Genomic DNA, 16,003 nt, shown 5'->3' with positions numbered 1-16,003 from the left:
GCTCGTGCGGGCAGCAGCGGACACGGCGTGGCCTTCTTCCTTCGTGTTCCTTGGTACGGCGTTCCTGCCTGACTAGTGAAGCACGTGGCGAATTGATCAGTTCAGGGGGAGCAGCATGACGATGTCGTCGCGGTCGTCGCCGTCCGCGACGCGGATCGCGTCCGGGATGCGCCCGACCTCCTTGTAGCCGCACGAGGCGTAGAACCGGTCGACGCCGGTGCCGCCGCGGCAGGTGAGCCGGATCGCCTCGATGCCGCCGAGGCCGCGTACCGCCGCCTCCGTCGCGGCCATGAGGTCGCGCCCGTACCCCTTGCCGTGGTGGCGGGGGTGGACCATCACGGTGTAGAGCCACACCCAGTGCCGCATCAGGCGGTGCGTGTTGTACGTGATGAACGCCGTGGCGGCGACGGCGCCGTCCTCGTCGCGGCCGACGAGCAGGCGGGTGCGGCCCTCGGTGATGGCGGTGAGGTGCTTGACCCACTCCGGGCGTATGTCGTCCGGCGTGACGGGCGGAACGAAGCCGACGGAACCACCCGCGTTGGAGACGTCCGTCCACAGCGTGAGGACGCCGTCACGGAGGGCGGGGTCGATCCGCGGGTCCAGTTCGAAGTTCAACGGCATGCATTCGACGATAAACGGCTCAGCGCAGGGCCCGGGCGGCTATCCGCAGGTCGGACACCAGCCCCTCGTACACCGCCTCGCGGTCGTCGGCGCGCAGTACGGCGGAGGGGTGGATGGTCGCGAGCAGGCACTCGCCGAGCTCCTCGTGGCCGGGGAACGGCAGGAGCATGCCGCGCTGCTTGGTGACCCGGAAGGAGGAGCCGAGCAGCGCCTTCCCGGCGGTCGCGCCGAGGGCCACGATCAGCTCGGGGTCGACGAGCCGCAGCTCGGCCTCCAGCCACGGCCGGCAGGCGGTCATCTCGCGGAGGCTGGGCGCCTTGTGGATACGGCGCTTGCCGCGTTCGGGGACGACCTCGAACTTGAAGTGCTTGACGGCGTTGGTGGTGTACGTGTCACCCGGCTCGATCCCGGCCTCGGCGAGCGCCCGGTCCAGGAGCTTGCCGGCCGGGCCGACGAACGGCGCGCCCTGCCGGTCCTCCTGGTCGCCCGGCTGCTCCCCCACGAGCAGGACGCGCCCGTGGACGTTCCCGGCGCCGAACACGGTCTGGGTCGCGTCCCGGTGCAGCGGGCAGCCCCGGCACCCGGCGGCCGCCTCGCGCAGCGCCTCGATCCCGGCGCCCTCGGGCACGAAGGGCTCGGCGGTGTAGGCGTCCTCGGGGGCGGTCCTCGTACGACTGGCCATGCGCCCCGGGTACCCTCGGGGCGGCAGGTCAGACCTGTACGGGGAGGGGCCACACCTTGGTGCCCACGACGGGGGTCACACCCGCATGGGCTGCGGCGACTCGCGGCGGTCCGGGTCCGGGCCCGGGTACTCGCGGATGATCTCGTACCGGGTGTTGCGCTCCACCGGGCGGAAGCCGGCGTCCCGGATCAGCTCCAGCAGGTCCTCACGGCCCAGCTTGTTGGGCGTGCCGTAGTTGTCCGCGTCGTGCGTGATCTTGTACTCGACGACCGAGCCGTCCATGTCGTCCGCGCCGTGCTGGAGCGCCAGCTGCGCCGTCTGCACGCCGTGCATGACCCAGAAGACCTTGACGTGCTGGACGTTGTCGAACAGCAGCCGCGAGACCGCGAAGGTCTTCAGCGCCTCGGCGCCCGTCGCCATGGTCGTCCGCGCCTGGAGGCGGTTGCGGATCTTGCCGTCCTTCATGTCCACGAAGTCGTGCTGGTAGCGCAGCGGGATGAAGACCTGGAAGCCGCCGGTCTCGTCCTGCAGCTCACGCAGCCGCAGCACGTGGTCCACCCGGTGGCGGGGCTCCTCGATGTGCCCGTACAGCATCGTGCACGGGGTCTTCAGACCCTTCTCGTGCGCGAGGCGGTGGATGCGGGACCAGTCCTCCCAGTGGGTGCGGTGGTCCACGATGTGCTGGCGGACCTCCCAGTCGAAGATCTCCGCGCCGCCGCCGGTCAGCGATTCGAGACCCGCCTCGATCAGCTCGTCGAGGATCTCGGAGGCGGACAGCCCGGAGATCGTCTCGAAGTGGTGGATCTCGGTCGCCGTGAAGGCCTTCAGCGAGACGTTCGGCAGCGCCTTCTTCAGCTCGCTGAGCGAGCGGGGGTAGTAGCGCCACGGCAGGTTGGGGTGGAGCCCGTTGACGATGTGCAGCTCGGTGAGGTTCTCGTTCTCCATCGCCTTGGCGAGGCGGACGGCCTCCTCGATGCGCATGGTGTACGCGTCCTTCTCGCCCGGCTTGCGCTGGAACGAGCAGTAGGCGCACGACGCCGTGCACACGTTCGTCATGTTGAGGTGCCGGTTGACGTTGAAGTGCACGACGTCGCCGTTCTTGCGCGTACGCACCTCATGGGCGAGGCCGCCGAGCCACGCCAGGTCGTCCGACTCGTAGAGGGCGATGCCGTCCTCGCGGGTCAGCCGCTCCCCGGACCGGACCTTCTCCTCCAGCTCGCGCTTGAGCCCCGCGTCCATCAGGCCGCCTCCCATACGTGTGTCAATCGGGCTCCACCACCGTACGCCTAGCCTTCCTCCGGCAAGTCGCCGACCCGGTTCTCCCACTTCGTCGACAGCACGATCGTCGTACGCGTACGGGACACGCCCTTCGTCCCCGACAGCCGGCGGATGGTCTTCTCCAGGCCGTCCACGTCGCTCGCCCGCACCTTGAGCATGAACGAGTCGTCACCGGCGATGAACCAGCAGTCCTCGATCTCGGCCAGGTCCCGCAGCCGGCGCGCCACGTCCTCGTGGTCGGCGGCGTCGGAGAGGGAGATGCCGATCAGCGCCGTGACGCCCAGGCCGAGGGAGGCGGAGTCCACCGTGGCGCGGTAGCCGGTGATGACGCCCGCCGCCTCCAGGCGGTTGATCCGGTCGGTGACGGAGGGCCCGGAGAGCCCGACGAGCCGGCCGAGCTCGGCGTACGAGGCCCTGCCGTTCTCACGAAGGGCCTGGATGAGCTGCCTATCCACGGCGTCCATATACCTGAAGCCTTCCATTGTTCAGCAACACAGCACGTTTGATTGTAAAAACAAAGGCACACACGGGTCCGTCAGGAGACGATCCTCATCCTGTACACGACCGGCACGGCCGGGACGCGCTAGTCCCCACGGGAAGCACCACCCAGTTCGCCCCTCCAGCGGCGGTACAGCTGGTGCGGCACCCCCGCCGCGTCCAGCACGCGCCCCGCGACGAAGTCCACCAGGTCCTGGATGTGCGTCGCGCCCGCGTAGAACGCCGGGGAGGCGGGCAGCACCACCGCGCCCGCCTCGTCCAGGGCCACCAGGTGCTTGAGCGTCTGGCCGTTCAGCGGGGTCTCCCGCACCGCGACCACCAGCGTGCGCCGCTCCTTCAGCGTCACGCTCGCCGCCCGCTGCAACAGGTCCTTGGACAGGCCGAGCGCCACCCCCGCCACGCACGCGGTGGAAGCGGGCACGATCAGCATCCCCTTGACGGGGTACGAACCGGACGACGGCCCGGCCGCGAGGTCGCCCGCCGCCCAGTGCCGTACGTCAGACACGTCCACGGGGAACGCCCCCGGCTTGCCGTCCGCGCCCCGCGACAGCCACTCCGTCAGGTCCTCGCGCCAGTGCGCGTCCCGGAACGCGATCCCGGTCTCGTCCAGCAGCGTCAGCCGCGACGCCCGGGACACCACCAGGTCGACGCTCTCCCCGGCAGCGAGCAGCCCGCGCAGCACGGCGGCGGCGTACGGGGTCCCTGACGCCCCCGACACCCCGACGACCCACGGGCGACGCTGCACTTCTACCGGCTCCACGCCGCTGAGCCTATCCGGCCGGACCGGTACGGAACCGGCCGGTACGGAACCGAGCGGGGCGCCCCGGACGTTTCCGCGGGAGACGCGCTCACGGACGCGCTCACGGACGCGCTCACCGGCGCGCTCACCGACGTGCATCACCACAGGGGGCCGCCATGGCAGGGACGACAAGGGGCGAGGTCACCGGCCGGACCGGCGCCGACCGGGTGAAGGCCGCCGCCGTGCTGATGCTCGGGTGGGTGGCCCTGCTGTGGCTGCTGGAGGCCGTCGACCTGGCGAGCGGCCACGCCCTCGACGCGTACGGCATCTCACCGCGCGAGGTCGTCGAGCTGCGCGACCTCGTCCCGGCCGCGTTCCTGCACTTCGGATTCGGCCACGTGGCGGCGAACAGCGTCCCGCTGCTGGTGTTCGGCTTCCTCGCCGCACTCGGCGGCATCCGGCGCTTCCTGGCCGTCGCCGCGCTGATCGTGATCGTGGACGGCCTGGGGGTGTGGCTGGTGTCCCCCGCGTACAGCGTCACGGCGGGCGCGTCGGGCCTGATCTTCGGCCTCTTCGGCTACCTGCTGGTGCGCGGCTTCGTGGACCGCAAGCCGATGGACATCGTGGTGGGCCTGCTGATCGGCGCCGTCTGGGGCAGCACCATCCTGCTGGGCATATCGCCCACCCAGTCGGGCGTCAGCTGGCAGGGCCACCTGTTCGGCCTGCTGGCGGGCGTGGCAGCGGCCTTCGTCTTCCGCCGCCGCCGTCCGCGCGGTGCGGCGGCCGGGGTCACGGCCGGCTGACGCCGGGGTCCACGGGCAGGTCGGTGGTGTCGACGGTGAGCTTGCCGAGGCCGGACTCCACGGTCACCGTGTCGCCGTACGGGATCACGTCCCGCCCGCGATAGCCGTCGGGACCCGGGTTCCACAGCGTCAGGCAGTGCGCCTTGTACGGGTCGAAGATCAGGTAGTGCGGGATACCGCGCCGCGCGTACGCGCGGTCCTTGACCTCGTAGTCGTTGCGCACGCTGCTCGGCGAGACGACCTCGATGGCCAGTCCGACGAGGTCGGGCGGGTACGAGCTCGGTGCGGTGCCCGGGGAAGACGTCTTCGAACCGGCTCAGCCGGGAGCGGAGTGGGCTGCCTCCGGTATCGGTCACTGCCCGCCTCCTCCGTTCCGTCCCCGCACCGGGCGGGGAGCCGACGGGGAGAGCGTGCCGCACGGCGAACGCCCACGTCGATCACACGATCGGGTTACACCGTGAGCCCACGCACCAGGAGGTCGGCCAGCGCGCACACGAACAGGGCAATCCCGATGAAGCCGTTGACCGTGAAGAACGCCCGGTTCAACCGCGACAGGTCGTGCGGGCGCACGATGGTGTGCTCGTAGAGGAACGCGACCGCGACGATCAGCAGGCCCGCCCAGAAGAACGGGCCCGCGCCGGTGGCCAGGGCGTACCAGACCAGCAGCGCGGTGGTCACCGCATGGGCGCCCCGGGCCCCGTACAGGGCCGCCGGGATGCCGAAGCGGGCGGGGACGGACTTCACGCCGTGGGCGCGGTCGGCCTGGACGTCCTGGCAGGCGAAGATCAGGTCGAAGCCGCCGATCCAGACGCCCACGGCGAGGCCCAGGATCACCGCCTCCCACGACCACGCCCCGGTGACCGCGATCCACGCGCCGACCGGGCCCATGGCCTGGGCGAGGCCCAGGATGGCGTGCGGGAAGTTCGTGAACCGCTTGCCGTACGGGTAGACCACCATCGGGACGACCGCGACCGGCGCGAGCGCCAGGCACAGCGGGTTCAGCAGGGCGGCCGCGCCCAGGAAGACGGCCAGCGCCACCAGCGCGCCCGTCCAGGCGGACCGGACGGACACCGCGCCGGTGACCAGCTCGCGCCCCGCCGTGCGCGGGTTACGGGCGTCGATCTCGCGGTCGATGATCCGGTTGCAGGCCATCGCGAAGGTGCGCAGGCCCACCATCGCCACGGTGACCAGCAGCAGCTCCAGCCAGTGGACGGTGGTGTCGGTCCGGAACATCGCGGTGAGCGCGGCGATGTACGCGAAAGGCAGCGCGAAGACCGAGTGCTCGATCATCACCAGCCGCAGGAAGGCCTTGATCCGGCCGGCCGGCCGCGGCGCGGTGGTCGTCGTCATGCGAGGCTCCCGAGGAACGCGTCGAGGTCGGCCAGCAGCGCGGCGACCGGCACCGGGCCCGTCTCCACGGTCAGCTCCGTCTCGGGGTCGTCGGGCGGGGTGATGTGCGCCGTGAAGGCGTACGCGTCCGGGCCGGCCGGGCGGGCGTCCAGGCGCAGCACGGCGCCGCCGTCGACCGTGAACGGGCCGGCCGCCGCCGCCAGCTCGGCGCGCAGCCGCTCGGCGAAACCGGCCGGTTCGGAGTCACGCACACCGGGCAGCTCGAAGCCGTCGCCCTCGCCGTCGTTCTCGACGAGGACGGCCCAGATGTCTCCGGGACCGGCGAACTCCTCCGGCGGGACGCCCGCCTCCTCGGCGGCCAGCCGGACGCCGTCGTCGGCCGGGTCGAGCGCGGGGCGCACCAGGGCGACGTAGGAGGTGTCGGTGCCGATGAAGAGGGCTGGGCCTCCAGGGGCGGGGCTCACAGGCCGTACTCCTTCCAGCGGCGGTCCACCAGCGCCGCCGTCGCCGGGTCCGACTCGACCATGTCGGGCCAGCCGCCGTCGCGCGTGTAGCCCTCCTCGGGCCACTTCTTCGTGGCGTCGATGCCTGCCTTGCCGCCCCAGAACTGCTGGTAGGAGGCGTGGTCCAGGTGGTCGACCGGGCCCTCGACGACCGTGAGGTCGCGGGCGTAGTCGGTGTTGCCGAGGGCCCGCCACGACACCTCGTGCATGTTGCGGACGTCGCAGTCGGCGTCGACGATCACGATCAGCTTGGTCAGCGACATCATGTGCGCGCCCCAGATGGCGTGCATGACCTTCTGCGCGTGCTTCGGGTACTTCTTGTCGATCGAGACGATCGCGCAGTTGTGGAAGCCACCCGACTCCGGCAGGTGGTAGTCCACGATGTCCGGCACGATGATCTTGAGGAGGGGGAGGAAGAAGCGTTCCGTCGCCCGGCCCAGCGGGCCGTCCTCCGTCGGCGGGCGGCCCACCACGATCGACTGGAGCAGCGGGCGCTTCCGCATGGTCACGCAGTCGATCGTCAGCGCGGGGAACGGCTCCTGCGGGGTGTAGAAGCCCGTGTGGTCGCCGAACGGCCCCTCGGGCAGCATCTCGCCCGGCTCCAGCCAGCCCTCCAGGACGACCTCCGCCTGCGCCGGCACCTGGAGCGGCACCGTCTTGCAGTCGACCATCTCGATCCGCTTGCCCTGCAGGAAGCCCGCGAACAGGTACTCGTCGATGTCCTCGGGCAGCGGGGCCGTCGAGGCGTACGTCACGGCCGGCGGCGCCCCGAACGCGATGGCGACCGGCAGCCGCTCCCCGCGCCGGGCGGCGACCTGGTAGTGGTTGCGGCTGTCCTTGTGGATCTGCCAGTGCATGCCGATGGTGCGCCGGTCGTGGCGCTGGAGCCGGTACAGCCCGAGGTTGCGGATGCCGTTCTCGGGGTGCTTGGTGTGGGTCAGTCCCAGGTTGAAGAACGACCCGCCGTCCTTGGGCCAGGTGAACAGCGCCGGGAGCTGGTCCAGGTCCACCTGGTCGCCCCGCAGCACGACCTCCTGGACCGGCGCGTCCTTGACCTTCTTCGGCGGTACGTGGGTCATCGCGCCCAGCTTGCCGAACGCCTCGCGCACGCCCACGAAGCCGTGCGGCAGCTCCGGCTTCAGCAGCCCGCCGATCTTCGCGCTGATCTCGTCGTACGACTTCAGGCCCAGCGCCTTCAGCAGCCGGCGGTCCGTCCCGAACACGTTCATCGCGAGCGGCATCGAGGACCCGCGTACGTTCTCGAAGAGCAGAGCGGGGCCGCCGGACTTCTGGACCCGGTCGACGATCTCCCCGACCTCCAGATACGGGTCGACTTCGGCCTTGATGCGCTTGAGGTCGCCTTCGCGGTCCAGGGCCCTGAGCAGCGAGCGGAGATCGTCGTAAGCCATGGGGCCCAGTATCGGCCACCGGTTACCCTGGCCTTGTCACCGGGGCTGACGAAACGCGGCCCGCCAATGCTTCCAGGGGGCTGTCCCACATGCTCAGGGCACTGCTGTACATCCTGCCGCTGGCGCTGACGATCTACGCGTTCATCGACTGCCTGAACACCCCCGAGGACGAGGCCAGGCACCTGCCCAAGGTGGCCTGGATCTTCATCATCCTGCTGTTCTGGATCGTCGGCCCGATCGTCTGGCTCGCCGCGGGCAAGCTCCGCCACGCCCCGGCCGGCGGTCGCACGCCCTCCCCCTTTTCGAAGGGCTACCGCAACCACCGCACGGAGTGGGTGGCGCCCGACGACAACCCGGAGTTCCTGAAGTCCATCCGTGAGGACAACAAGAAGGACGAGTCGCTCCTGAAGGACTGGGAGGCCGACCTGCGCCGCCGCGAGGAAGAGCTCAAGGGCAAGGGCAAGGACAAGGGCGAGGGCGAGGACGAGGACGAGCAGCAGGACGGCGGCGGCGACACCGGCCCCGGCACTGCCCCCGGCACCGGACCCGAGAAGTCCTGACCTCGTGGAGATACGGCTCCTGGTGACCTTCGAGAAGGTCGCCGGCATCCTCAGCTTCACGCAGGCCGCCGCCGAGCTGAAGTACGCCCAGTCCAGCGTGACCAGCCAGATCCGGTCGCTGGAGTCCTCGCTCGGCACCGAGCTGTTCGACCGGCTCGGCAGCCGTATCCGGCTGACGGAGGCGGGTGAGCGGCTGCTGCCGTACGCCCGGCAGATGATCGAGCTGGCCGACGAGGCGAGGGCGGCGGTCGCCGCGGCGGAGGAGCCGGCCGGGACGGTCAACATCGGCACCATGGAGTCGCTGACGTCCTACCGGCTGCCCGCGCTGCTGGAGCTGTTCCACCACCGCTACCCGAAGGTGCGGCTGTCGCTGCGGCCCACGCTGGGCGACGAGACGCGGCAGGCGCTGCGGCAGGGCACGTACGACATCGGGTTCCTGATGGAGCGCGAGACCGAGCACACGGGGCTGGAGAGCGAGGTGCTCACGGCCGAGCCGCTGGTCCTGGTCGCCGCGCCCGCGCACCCCCTGTCCGGCCTGCCGGACCTGTCCACGGGCGACCTGGCGGCCGTGCAGCTCGTCGGGACGGAGCCGGGCTGCCCGTACCGCGACCTGTTCGAGGAGGAGCTGCGGGAGCGGACCGGCGCGCCGCCGCCGTTCATGGAGTTCGGCACCATCGAGGCGACGAAGAGCGGGGTGGCGGCCGGTCTGGGCGTGGCGCTGCTCCCGCGCGTGACGGTGGCGCGGGAGCTGGCGGCGGGGACGCTGGTGGAGCTGGCCTGGGAGCCGCCGTTCACGCTGTTCACGCAACTCGCGTGGCGGCGCGGGAAGCGGCTTCCGGCGCAGGTGCGGCTGTTCGTGGAGCAGGCACGGCGGCTCGTGCGCGAGCAGACACAAGCGTGACCTGCAGGCTCGCCAGCACGATCAGCGGCAGGCCCAGGGCCTGTACGAGCCCGATGTGGTGGCCGTACACCGCCCAGTCGGCGAGCATCGCGACGGCCGGGTAGGTGAAGGCCAGCACGGCGATCTTGGCGGTGGGCAGCTTCTGGTACGCCGCGTACATCAGGACGTACATCAGGCCGGTGTGGATCAGGCCCAGTCCGGCGAGCCACGCCCAGCCCGCGCCCAGGCCGGCGACCTGGGCGAAGTCCGCGAACGGCAGCAGCAGCGGGATGCCGACCAGGACCTGGACGAGGGCGACCAGGTGCGGCCGTACGCCGGTGACCCGCTTCGTGACGACGGTCGAGATGGCGTAGAACACGGCGGCCAGCAGCGCCAGCCCGAGCCCCTTGAGCGAGCCGGTGTCCCCCGGCCGGATGCCGGAGACCAGGATCAGCCCGGCGAACGCCACCACCAGCCAGCCGAGCTTGGCGGCCGTGAGCCGCTCCCGGAGGAGCACCGCGCCGAGCAGCACCACGTAGAAGGGCTGGGTGTGGTAGACGACGGTCGCGAAGGAGATCGAGGTCGCCTCGTACGCCTCGAAGAGAAACGCCCAGTTGAAGACGATGAACACGCCGCCGAGCGCGGCGAGGCCGAGCTTCTTCGCGGTGAACCCGTGGTCGGTGAAGTAGCCACGGACGAGGGCGTACGCGCCCAGCGCCAGGGCCCCGAAGAGGCAGCGGAAGAAGACGACGTTGAACGGGGACGCCCCCGACTCGACGACGAAGATGCCGAGGGTGCCGGACAGCACCATGGCGAGGGTGAGCTCGACCGTGCCCTTGGTTTCGTTTCTCATGGCGGTGACGCTACGGATGGCGCAGGCGGCCGGTCCACGAGCCAGTGGGGCGTCCCGCCGATGGGGTCATCGGCGCGGCCGATGGGGAAGAGTGGCTGTCATGGACCTTCAGCAGCAGGCACGGCAGTGGCTGGAGACGGCCGTCGCCGAGGCGCGCGCCGGGCTCGCCGAGGGCGGGATCCCCATCGGGGCCGCCCTGTACGGGGCGGACGGCACGCTCCTGGGGCGGGGGCGCAACCGCCGCGTACAGGACGGTGATCCGTCCATGCACGCCGAGACGGCCGCGTTCCGGGCGGCCGGGCGGCAGCGGTCGTACCGGGGGACGACCATGGTGACCACGCTGTCGCCCTGCTGGTACTGCAGCGGGCTGGTGCGGCAGTTCGGGATCTCGCGGGTGGTGATCGGCGAGGCGGAGACGTTCCACGGCGGCCACGACTGGCTGGCCGGGCACGGTGTGGAGGTCGTGCTGCTGGACGACACGGCGTGTGTCGCCATGATGCGCGACTTCATCGAGGAACACCCGGCGCTCTGGAGCGAGGACATCGGCGATGAGTGAACCGGCCATTCCCGTGATCGACCTGTCGCCCTGGCTGTCCGGCGACCCCGCCGCCCGTGCCCGGGCCGCGCGGACCGTCGACCGGGCGCTGCGCACCGCCGGGTTCCTGCTGGTGACCGGGCACGGGGTGGAGCCGGGGCTGCGGGCGGCGATCCGGGAGGAGGCGCGGCGGTTCTTCCACCTGGATAGGCGGGTGAAGGAGCCGTACGCCGTGAAGGTCGGCGGGCGCGGCTGGCTCGGCCCGGGCGCGGAGGCCAACGCGTACGCGGAGGGGACGGCGAGCCCGCCGGACCTGAAGGAGTCGCTGTCGTTCGCGTCCCACGAGCCGACCGGCGAGCCGGCGGTGGACGCGGAGTGGTTCCTGCCCAACACCTGGCCGGCCGAGGTGCCGGGGCTGAGGCCGCTGGTGGAGGAGTACCTGGCGCGGATGCGGGAGCTGTCCGACCGGCTGCTGGAGCTGCTGGGCGTGGCGCTCGGCGAGCGCGAGGACTTCTTCACCCGGCACACCACGCACCCCACCTGGGGCTTCAACATCAACTGGTATCCGGGGCGGGACGTGGTCGGGGAGCCGGAGGAGGGCCAGTTCCGGATCGGGCCGCACACGGACTTCGGCACGGTGACGGTGCTGGACCGGCAGGCGGGCCGGGGCGGGCTCCAGGTGTTCACGGACGAGGGCGGCTGGGAGGACGCCCCGTACGACCCGGACGCCTTCACCGTCAACATCGGGGACCTGATGGCCTTCTGGACGGACGGCCGCTGGCGCTCGGGCCGCCACCGGGTGCTGCCGCCGCCCGCCGACGTACCGTCCGAGGAGCTGATGTCGCTGGTGTACTTCTACGAGTGCGATCCGGGGACGGACGTACGGGGCACCGACTCGCACACGTACCTGCGCAGGCAACTGGACGCCATCACGACTGAATGACGGTTCGCCCGACCCCTCACGCGGCCAACGGTTCGAAAGTAACCTGAGCTTGACGCTGAGTCACGGGGGGTGGCGGTGGACAGAGAGCTGTACGGCCGCGAGGCGGTGCTGGACGAGCGTGGTCTGGCCGCCCGGCTGACCGGACTCACCCCGTACAGCTTCAGCCCCGCCGGGTACGAGCACGGCGACGATCCGCCCGTCACGGTCTTCACCGGCGGCCGGGGCATGGGCAAGACCGCGCTGCTCAAGCAGCTCCGCAACGCCTACCGGGGCGGTACCCCGCTCGCGCTGCTGGACTGCGCGCACATCGAACCGCCCTTCGACCACGGGCCCGGCTGGAATCCGCTGACGGGCGCGCTCGCGGAGCTGGCCGTGCAGTTGTCGCCGAGGGTGCACTCGGCGAAGCCGGTGGAGTTCCCGCGCCTCGCGCTGGGCCTCGCGGCGGTCGCGGTCACCGGCTGGACCCAGGAGGACGACGACCGGGCGCGGCGCGACCTCCAGCGTCTCGGCCCGGTCCTGGCGACCGTCGACGAGGCCAAGGGCGCGGCCGGTACGTGGGTCTCCAAGGTGCTGGCCAAGCTGGCCTCGACGGTCGCCGAGTCGACGGCGCCGCTCGCCGGGCTGCTGGCCGAGGCGACGGTGGAGACCGTCCTGGAGGAGGTGTTCGGCCGCCACCAGCGCAAGTCCAAGGCCTGGTACGGCGCGTACCGCAACGCGGGCGGCCGGGGCGAGCTGGGGCTGCACCAGCTGGCCGTCGACTTCGAGCAGGGCGGGCGGCGCCGGGAGGAGGCCGAGGGCTTCCTGGTCGGGGCGCTCGTGGAGGACGTACGCCGGGCGTACGTGGGCCTCACCCGGCGCGGGACCCGGCGCGGCCGCCCGCTCGTCCTGCTGGACAACGCCCACCTGCCGCTCGGGCGGCGGCTGGTCGAGCCGGTCCTGCGGGACCGCAGCGCCGGGAGCCGCGACCAGCTCGTCGTCATCGCCGCGTCCCGGGACCGCGACCACGAGGGGCTGCGCCGGGCGACCCGCAAGCGGCTGCCGGAGGTCGCGCACACGGCGGGCTGGGAGCGGGGCGCGGACATCACGTCGGGCATCCTCGCCGTGGAGCTGACGCCGCTGAGCGCGGCGCACACCCGGGCCGTGTTCGACCGGTACGACCCGGCGGGGCGCACCCCGGCCGACCTGTCGCGGGCGGTCCACCGGCTGGCGGGCGGCCGGCCGCTGGCGGTGGCGCTGCTCGGGCGGGCGGTGGGCAGGGTGCCGGCGGCCGGGCGCGGCGGGCTCACGCCGGGTGCGCTGCTGGACCTGACGGTGGAGCTGCGCGAGGACACCGCCGCCGTACCGGTCGCGGACACCCTGCTCGCCGGGCTGCTGCCGCCCGGGCTGCGCCCGGACGTGGCCGCCGTGCTGGCCGCCGCCCACGACGAGGAGTCGGCCCGCGTGCTGGCCCGCACCCGGCTGCGCGGCGCGTCGGTGGAGGGCGACATGGCGCTGCTGGTGCGGGACGCGCTGCGGGCGGACGGCTGGCCCGAGGCGGGCGGGCACTTCGTGGCGGACCCGCTGCTGCGGGCCCTGCTGCTGCACCGGCTGCGGTTCCACGACGCCGACGCGCCCGCGTACGCCGCGTGGCGCGCCGTCCACGAGACGCTGCACCGCCACCACGGCCCCGAGCCGACCCCGTACCGCCTCCGGCAGGACCTGGCGCTCGGCCGGGCCGAGGAGGCGGTGACCGAGCTGCGGCTGGCGTTCCCCGGTCCGGACGTCCTGGACTGGCTGGACCGGCTGCGGCTCATCGCCACCGCCCCGTACCCCCGCGAGCAGGGTCGCACCGGCCCCGATCCGCGCCGCGCGGTGGCGCTCGGCGAGGACCCGGGCGGCCCGCTGCCCGACGGGCTGGACGCCGACGCGACGGCCCTGCACCTGGGGCTGCGGCGGCTGCTGCACGCGGTGTGGCTGCTGACCGACCCGCTCGCCCTGCCGGACGACGACGTGATCGACAAGCTGATCCACGAGCTGCGGCAGCTGTCCGGCCGGCATCTGACCGGCACCAGTCCGCTGTGGGAAGCGGCCACCCACTGGCCGAGGGACATCCGTGCCTGGCGGGCCCCGACGGTGCCGCCGGGACGGGAGGACGGAGTCTGACGTGCCCCATCCCCTCCGCTACCGGGTCTTCTACACCACCCGGCAGAAGATCGTCACGAGTGTGCTGGTGCTGGCGCTGCTGGCCTGGGGCGCGGTGTACGCCGTCGACCGGCTGACCGCCCCGGACGACCGTTCCTGCGCCCCCGGCGTCGCGCGCCCGGTGGGCAGTGACGAGTGCGTCGGGGTCTCCGGCGACGGCCACGACTTCGGCGTCACGGCGCTGACGGAGGCCGCCGCCGCCATCGACCGGGAGAACGACACGCTGACGGCGGGCCAGTACGTGACGGTCGCCGTGCTCCTGCCCCTGACGTCCACGAGCGCCGAGATGCGGACCAAGGTGGTCCACGAGGTGCGGGGCTCGTTCGCCCGCCAGTACAAGGCCAATCACGACGACAACGGCAAGCTGCCCAAAATCCGGCTGGTGCTGGCCAACACCGGCGACGGCAACGCCCACTGGCGTACGGCGGTCGAGCAGCTCACGGGCATGACCGGCGCCCCGCACCACCTGCGCGCGGTCTCCGGCATAGCCACCAGCAGCGCGCCGGTCAAAGCGGCCGTGACCGAGCTGACGCGCGCGGACATCGCGGTCGTGGGGACCACGATCACCGCCGACGACATCGCCAACGGCCACCCCCGCCCCGGCGACCATCCGTTCCCCGGCCTCGCGCGGGTCGTCCCCACCAACAAGGACCTGGCGGACGCGCTGGCCAACTTCGCCAAGGTGGACTCGGAGAAGGCGTTCCTCGTCCATGACACCCGCACCGGGGACAACTACACGGACACGCTCAAGGACGCCTTCTCGGAGTTGCTGCGCAAGTCCCCGCACCCGCCGCAGCTGTTCACCTCGCCGAAGCACCCGAAGGACCCCGACCCCACGCCCAACACCTTCGCGCACATCACGCACATCCTCTGCGCCTCCCGCGCCGAGACGGTGTTCTTCGCCGGGCGCCACACCCAGCTGCGCCACTTCGTCAACGCGCTCGGGGAACGCGGCTGCGCGCACCGCACCTTCACGGTGCTGACCGGCGACGAGGGCTCGTACCTGGGAGCGGACGAGCGGCTCAAGAAGGAGTCCCTCGACTCCGGGCTGACCGTCCGCTACGCCGCGCTCGCCCACCCCGACGCCTGGCGGGCGGTGAAGGGCAGGCCGAATCCGGCGACGGGCGGGACCACGGGCGCGTACGCGGACTTCGAGAAGGCGATGGAGGCCGCGCGGCTGTCCCCGAAGGCGTCGAAGCCCACGCCACGCCCGCCGTTGCGGCCGGTGGGGCTCACCGACGGGCAGGCGATCATCGCGTACGACGCGATGGCGGCGGCCGTCCAGGCCATCCGGATGGCGACGCCGAAGGGGCGGACGGTGCCCCCGTTCGAGGACGTGGGCAAGCAGTGGGCCCAGGTGCAGGGCCCCCTGCGGGTGCACGGCGCGAGTGGCTGGATCTGCCTGGACAACTCCGGCAACCCGCACAACAAGGCGGTCCCGGTGGTGGAGCTGACCCGCGGGGCCCCCCGGTTCGTGGAGATCGCCTGGCCCGAGGGCAAGCCCCCGACGAGCGACTGCCTGCCACCGCGCCGGCCCTAGGCAACCGCCGCGGCCGCCGGGCCGGTCCGGGACGCCGGGCCGCGGGTGGGCGCGCGGGCAACGCACCGCCGGCCCGCGGCGTCACGTCGCGCCGAAGTCGCGGGCCTCGTACCGGTCGCGCAGGTCCTGCCAGCGCTCCCGGGACCAGGCCGCCCAGTCCGCCGCGCGGCCGTCGAGGAAGTCGGCGAGGTAGGTGAAGTGGTCGTGCCAGCCGGCCAGGCAGTCCAGCCGCAGGTCGTCCGTCCCCCGGAACTCGTTGGTGAACCGCAGCACGGTCGACCCCGGGGGGCCGCCCGGCTCGATGTGGAACCGCATCCGGCCGTGCACCTCGACCGTGTACTCGACGATCCGTTCCACGTCCCACGCGGTGACCGTCCCGGACACCACGGTCGCCGGCTTCGTGTTGAGCCAGCGCAGGGTGACCGCCCCGCCGAGCCGGGCCTGCAGGACCTCGGCCTCGGCGAGCCACCCCCGCAGCCCACCGGGGGTGGTCAGGGCGAGCCAGACCCGCTCCTCGGGGTGGGCCAGGGGGACCACGAACCGCACGGTGTGGGTGTCGCCGTGACTCGTACTGGTGCCGGGAGGGATCTGTTCGGCCATGTATCCAGCGTCGCGCGCTCCCCCGCCG

At 72.2% G+C, this 16,003-nt stretch carries 17 protein-coding genes and 1 pseudogene; 7 read left to right on the top strand and 11 right to left on the bottom strand.

The annotated features are described in order from the left end of the window. Positions 1-96: 96 nt before the first annotated feature. From AMK26_RS07035 to AMK26_RS07015, 5 genes are all read right to left on the bottom strand, one after another. A complete protein-coding gene (locus AMK26_RS07035; protein WP_073753269.1) occupies positions 97-621 on the bottom strand; it encodes a GNAT family N-acetyltransferase in 525 nt (174 codons plus the stop codon). Positions 622-640: 19 nt separating this feature from the next. After that, positions 641-1,303: a UdgX family uracil-DNA binding protein gene (locus AMK26_RS07030; RefSeq protein ID WP_073753267.1), complete on the bottom strand. Its 663-nt coding sequence runs from the start codon at positions 1,301-1,303 to the stop codon at positions 641-643. A 75-nt stretch (positions 1,304-1,378) separates the two neighbouring features. Further along, a complete protein-coding gene (mqnE, locus tag AMK26_RS07025; RefSeq protein ID WP_073754697.1) occupies positions 1,379-2,542 on the bottom strand; it encodes an aminofutalosine synthase MqnE in 1,164 nt (387 codons plus the stop codon). Between the two features lie 47 nt (positions 2,543-2,589). Further along, positions 2,590-3,045 carry an Lrp/AsnC family transcriptional regulator gene (locus AMK26_RS07020; RefSeq protein ID WP_073753265.1) on the bottom strand — a complete coding sequence of 152 codons (456 nt, stop codon included), beginning with the start codon at positions 3,043-3,045 and terminating at the stop codon, positions 2,590-2,592. 119 nt (positions 3,046-3,164) lie between these two features. Continuing rightward, positions 3,165-3,839, bottom strand: a complete 675-nt coding sequence (locus AMK26_RS07015) for a UbiX family flavin prenyltransferase (RefSeq protein WP_073754696.1) — start codon at positions 3,837-3,839, stop codon at positions 3,165-3,167. Positions 3,840-3,994: 155 nt separating this feature from the next. Here AMK26_RS07015 and AMK26_RS07010 point away from each other — a divergent pair, with 155 nt between their 5' ends. After that, on the top strand, positions 3,995-4,621 hold the full coding sequence (locus AMK26_RS07010) for a rhomboid family intramembrane serine protease (protein WP_073753263.1): 627 nt from the start codon (positions 3,995-3,997) through the stop codon (positions 4,619-4,621). Here the strand turns inward: AMK26_RS07010 and AMK26_RS07005 are convergent. The 4 genes and pseudogenes from AMK26_RS07005 to AMK26_RS06990 form a co-directional block, all read right to left on the bottom strand. Then, a pseudogene (locus AMK26_RS07005) lies at positions 4,608-4,883 on the bottom strand (Uma2 family endonuclease); the annotation flags it as partial. The gene AMK26_RS07010 and the pseudogene AMK26_RS07005 overlap by 14 nt on opposite strands. Before the next feature lie 188 nt (positions 4,884-5,071). Next, entirely contained in the window at positions 5,072-5,971 is a 900-nt protein-coding gene (gene mqnP, locus AMK26_RS07000) for a menaquinone biosynthesis prenyltransferase MqnP (RefSeq protein WP_073753259.1), read from the bottom strand. Next, entirely contained in the window at positions 5,968-6,435 is a 468-nt protein-coding gene (locus tag AMK26_RS06995) for a hypothetical protein (protein ID WP_073753257.1), read from the bottom strand. Before AMK26_RS06995 ends, mqnP begins: the two co-directional genes overlap by 4 nt. Beyond that, positions 6,432-7,883: a menaquinone biosynthesis decarboxylase gene (locus AMK26_RS06990; protein ID WP_073753255.1), complete on the bottom strand. Its 1,452-nt coding sequence runs from the start codon at positions 7,881-7,883 to the stop codon at positions 6,432-6,434. Before AMK26_RS06990 ends, AMK26_RS06995 begins: the two co-directional genes overlap by 4 nt. 89 nt (positions 7,884-7,972) lie before the next feature. On the opposite strand from AMK26_RS06990, the gene AMK26_RS06985 reads away from it, so the two are divergent. Together AMK26_RS06985 and AMK26_RS06980 are read left to right on the top strand one after the other, a co-directional pair. Next, positions 7,973-8,443: a PLD nuclease N-terminal domain-containing protein gene (locus AMK26_RS06985; RefSeq protein WP_073753253.1), complete on the top strand. Its 471-nt coding sequence runs from the start codon at positions 7,973-7,975 to the stop codon at positions 8,441-8,443. Positions 8,444-8,447: 4 nt separating this feature from the next. Beyond that, positions 8,448-9,344 carry a LysR family transcriptional regulator gene (locus AMK26_RS06980; RefSeq protein WP_073753251.1) on the top strand — a complete coding sequence of 299 codons (897 nt, stop codon included), beginning with the start codon at positions 8,448-8,450 and terminating at the stop codon, positions 9,342-9,344. On the opposite strand, the gene AMK26_RS06975 is transcribed toward AMK26_RS06980, so the two are convergent. Beyond that, the gene (locus AMK26_RS06975; protein ID WP_073753249.1) at positions 9,244-10,176 is read right to left on the bottom strand and encodes a DMT family transporter; all 933 of its coding nucleotides are present in this window, start codon (positions 10,174-10,176) and stop codon (positions 9,244-9,246) included. The two genes, AMK26_RS06980 and AMK26_RS06975, sit on opposite strands and share 101 nt — an antisense overlap. Positions 10,177-10,276: 100 nt before the next feature. Between AMK26_RS06975 and AMK26_RS06970 the strand changes: the two genes are divergently transcribed. The 4 genes from AMK26_RS06970 to AMK26_RS06955 all read left to right on the top strand — a co-directional run bounded on the left by AMK26_RS06970 (position 10,277) and on the right by AMK26_RS06955 (position 15,375). Then, a complete protein-coding gene (locus AMK26_RS06970) occupies positions 10,277-10,732 on the top strand; it encodes a nucleoside deaminase (protein WP_073753247.1) in 456 nt (151 codons plus the stop codon). Next, complete coding sequence (locus tag AMK26_RS06965) at positions 10,725-11,654, top strand: isopenicillin N synthase family dioxygenase (protein WP_073753245.1); 930 nt, start codon at positions 10,725-10,727, stop codon at positions 11,652-11,654. Before AMK26_RS06970 ends, AMK26_RS06965 begins: the two co-directional genes overlap by 8 nt. 75 nt (positions 11,655-11,729) lie before the next feature. After that, positions 11,730-13,796, top strand: coding sequence for a hypothetical protein (locus AMK26_RS06960; RefSeq protein ID WP_073754695.1), 2,067 nt, complete (start codon positions 11,730-11,732; stop codon positions 13,794-13,796). 1 nt (position 13,797) lies between these two features. Continuing rightward, positions 13,798-15,375, top strand: a complete 1,578-nt coding sequence (locus AMK26_RS06955) for an ABC transporter substrate-binding protein (protein WP_073753243.1) — start codon at positions 13,798-13,800, stop codon at positions 15,373-15,375. Positions 15,376-15,456: 81 nt separating this feature from the next. Here the strand turns inward: AMK26_RS06955 and AMK26_RS06950 are convergent, their stop codons facing one another. Next, entirely contained in the window at positions 15,457-15,975 is a 519-nt protein-coding gene (locus AMK26_RS06950) for an SRPBCC domain-containing protein (protein WP_073753241.1), read from the bottom strand. Positions 15,976-16,003 lie beyond the last annotated feature (28 nt).

Source organism: Streptomyces sp. CB03234, from assembly GCF_001905885.1.
GTDB lineage: Bacteria > Actinomycetota > Actinomycetes > Streptomycetales > Streptomycetaceae > Streptomyces.
The sequence above is the reverse complement of the archived record's forward strand: the minus strand, read 5'-3'. Positions and strand labels throughout refer to the sequence as shown.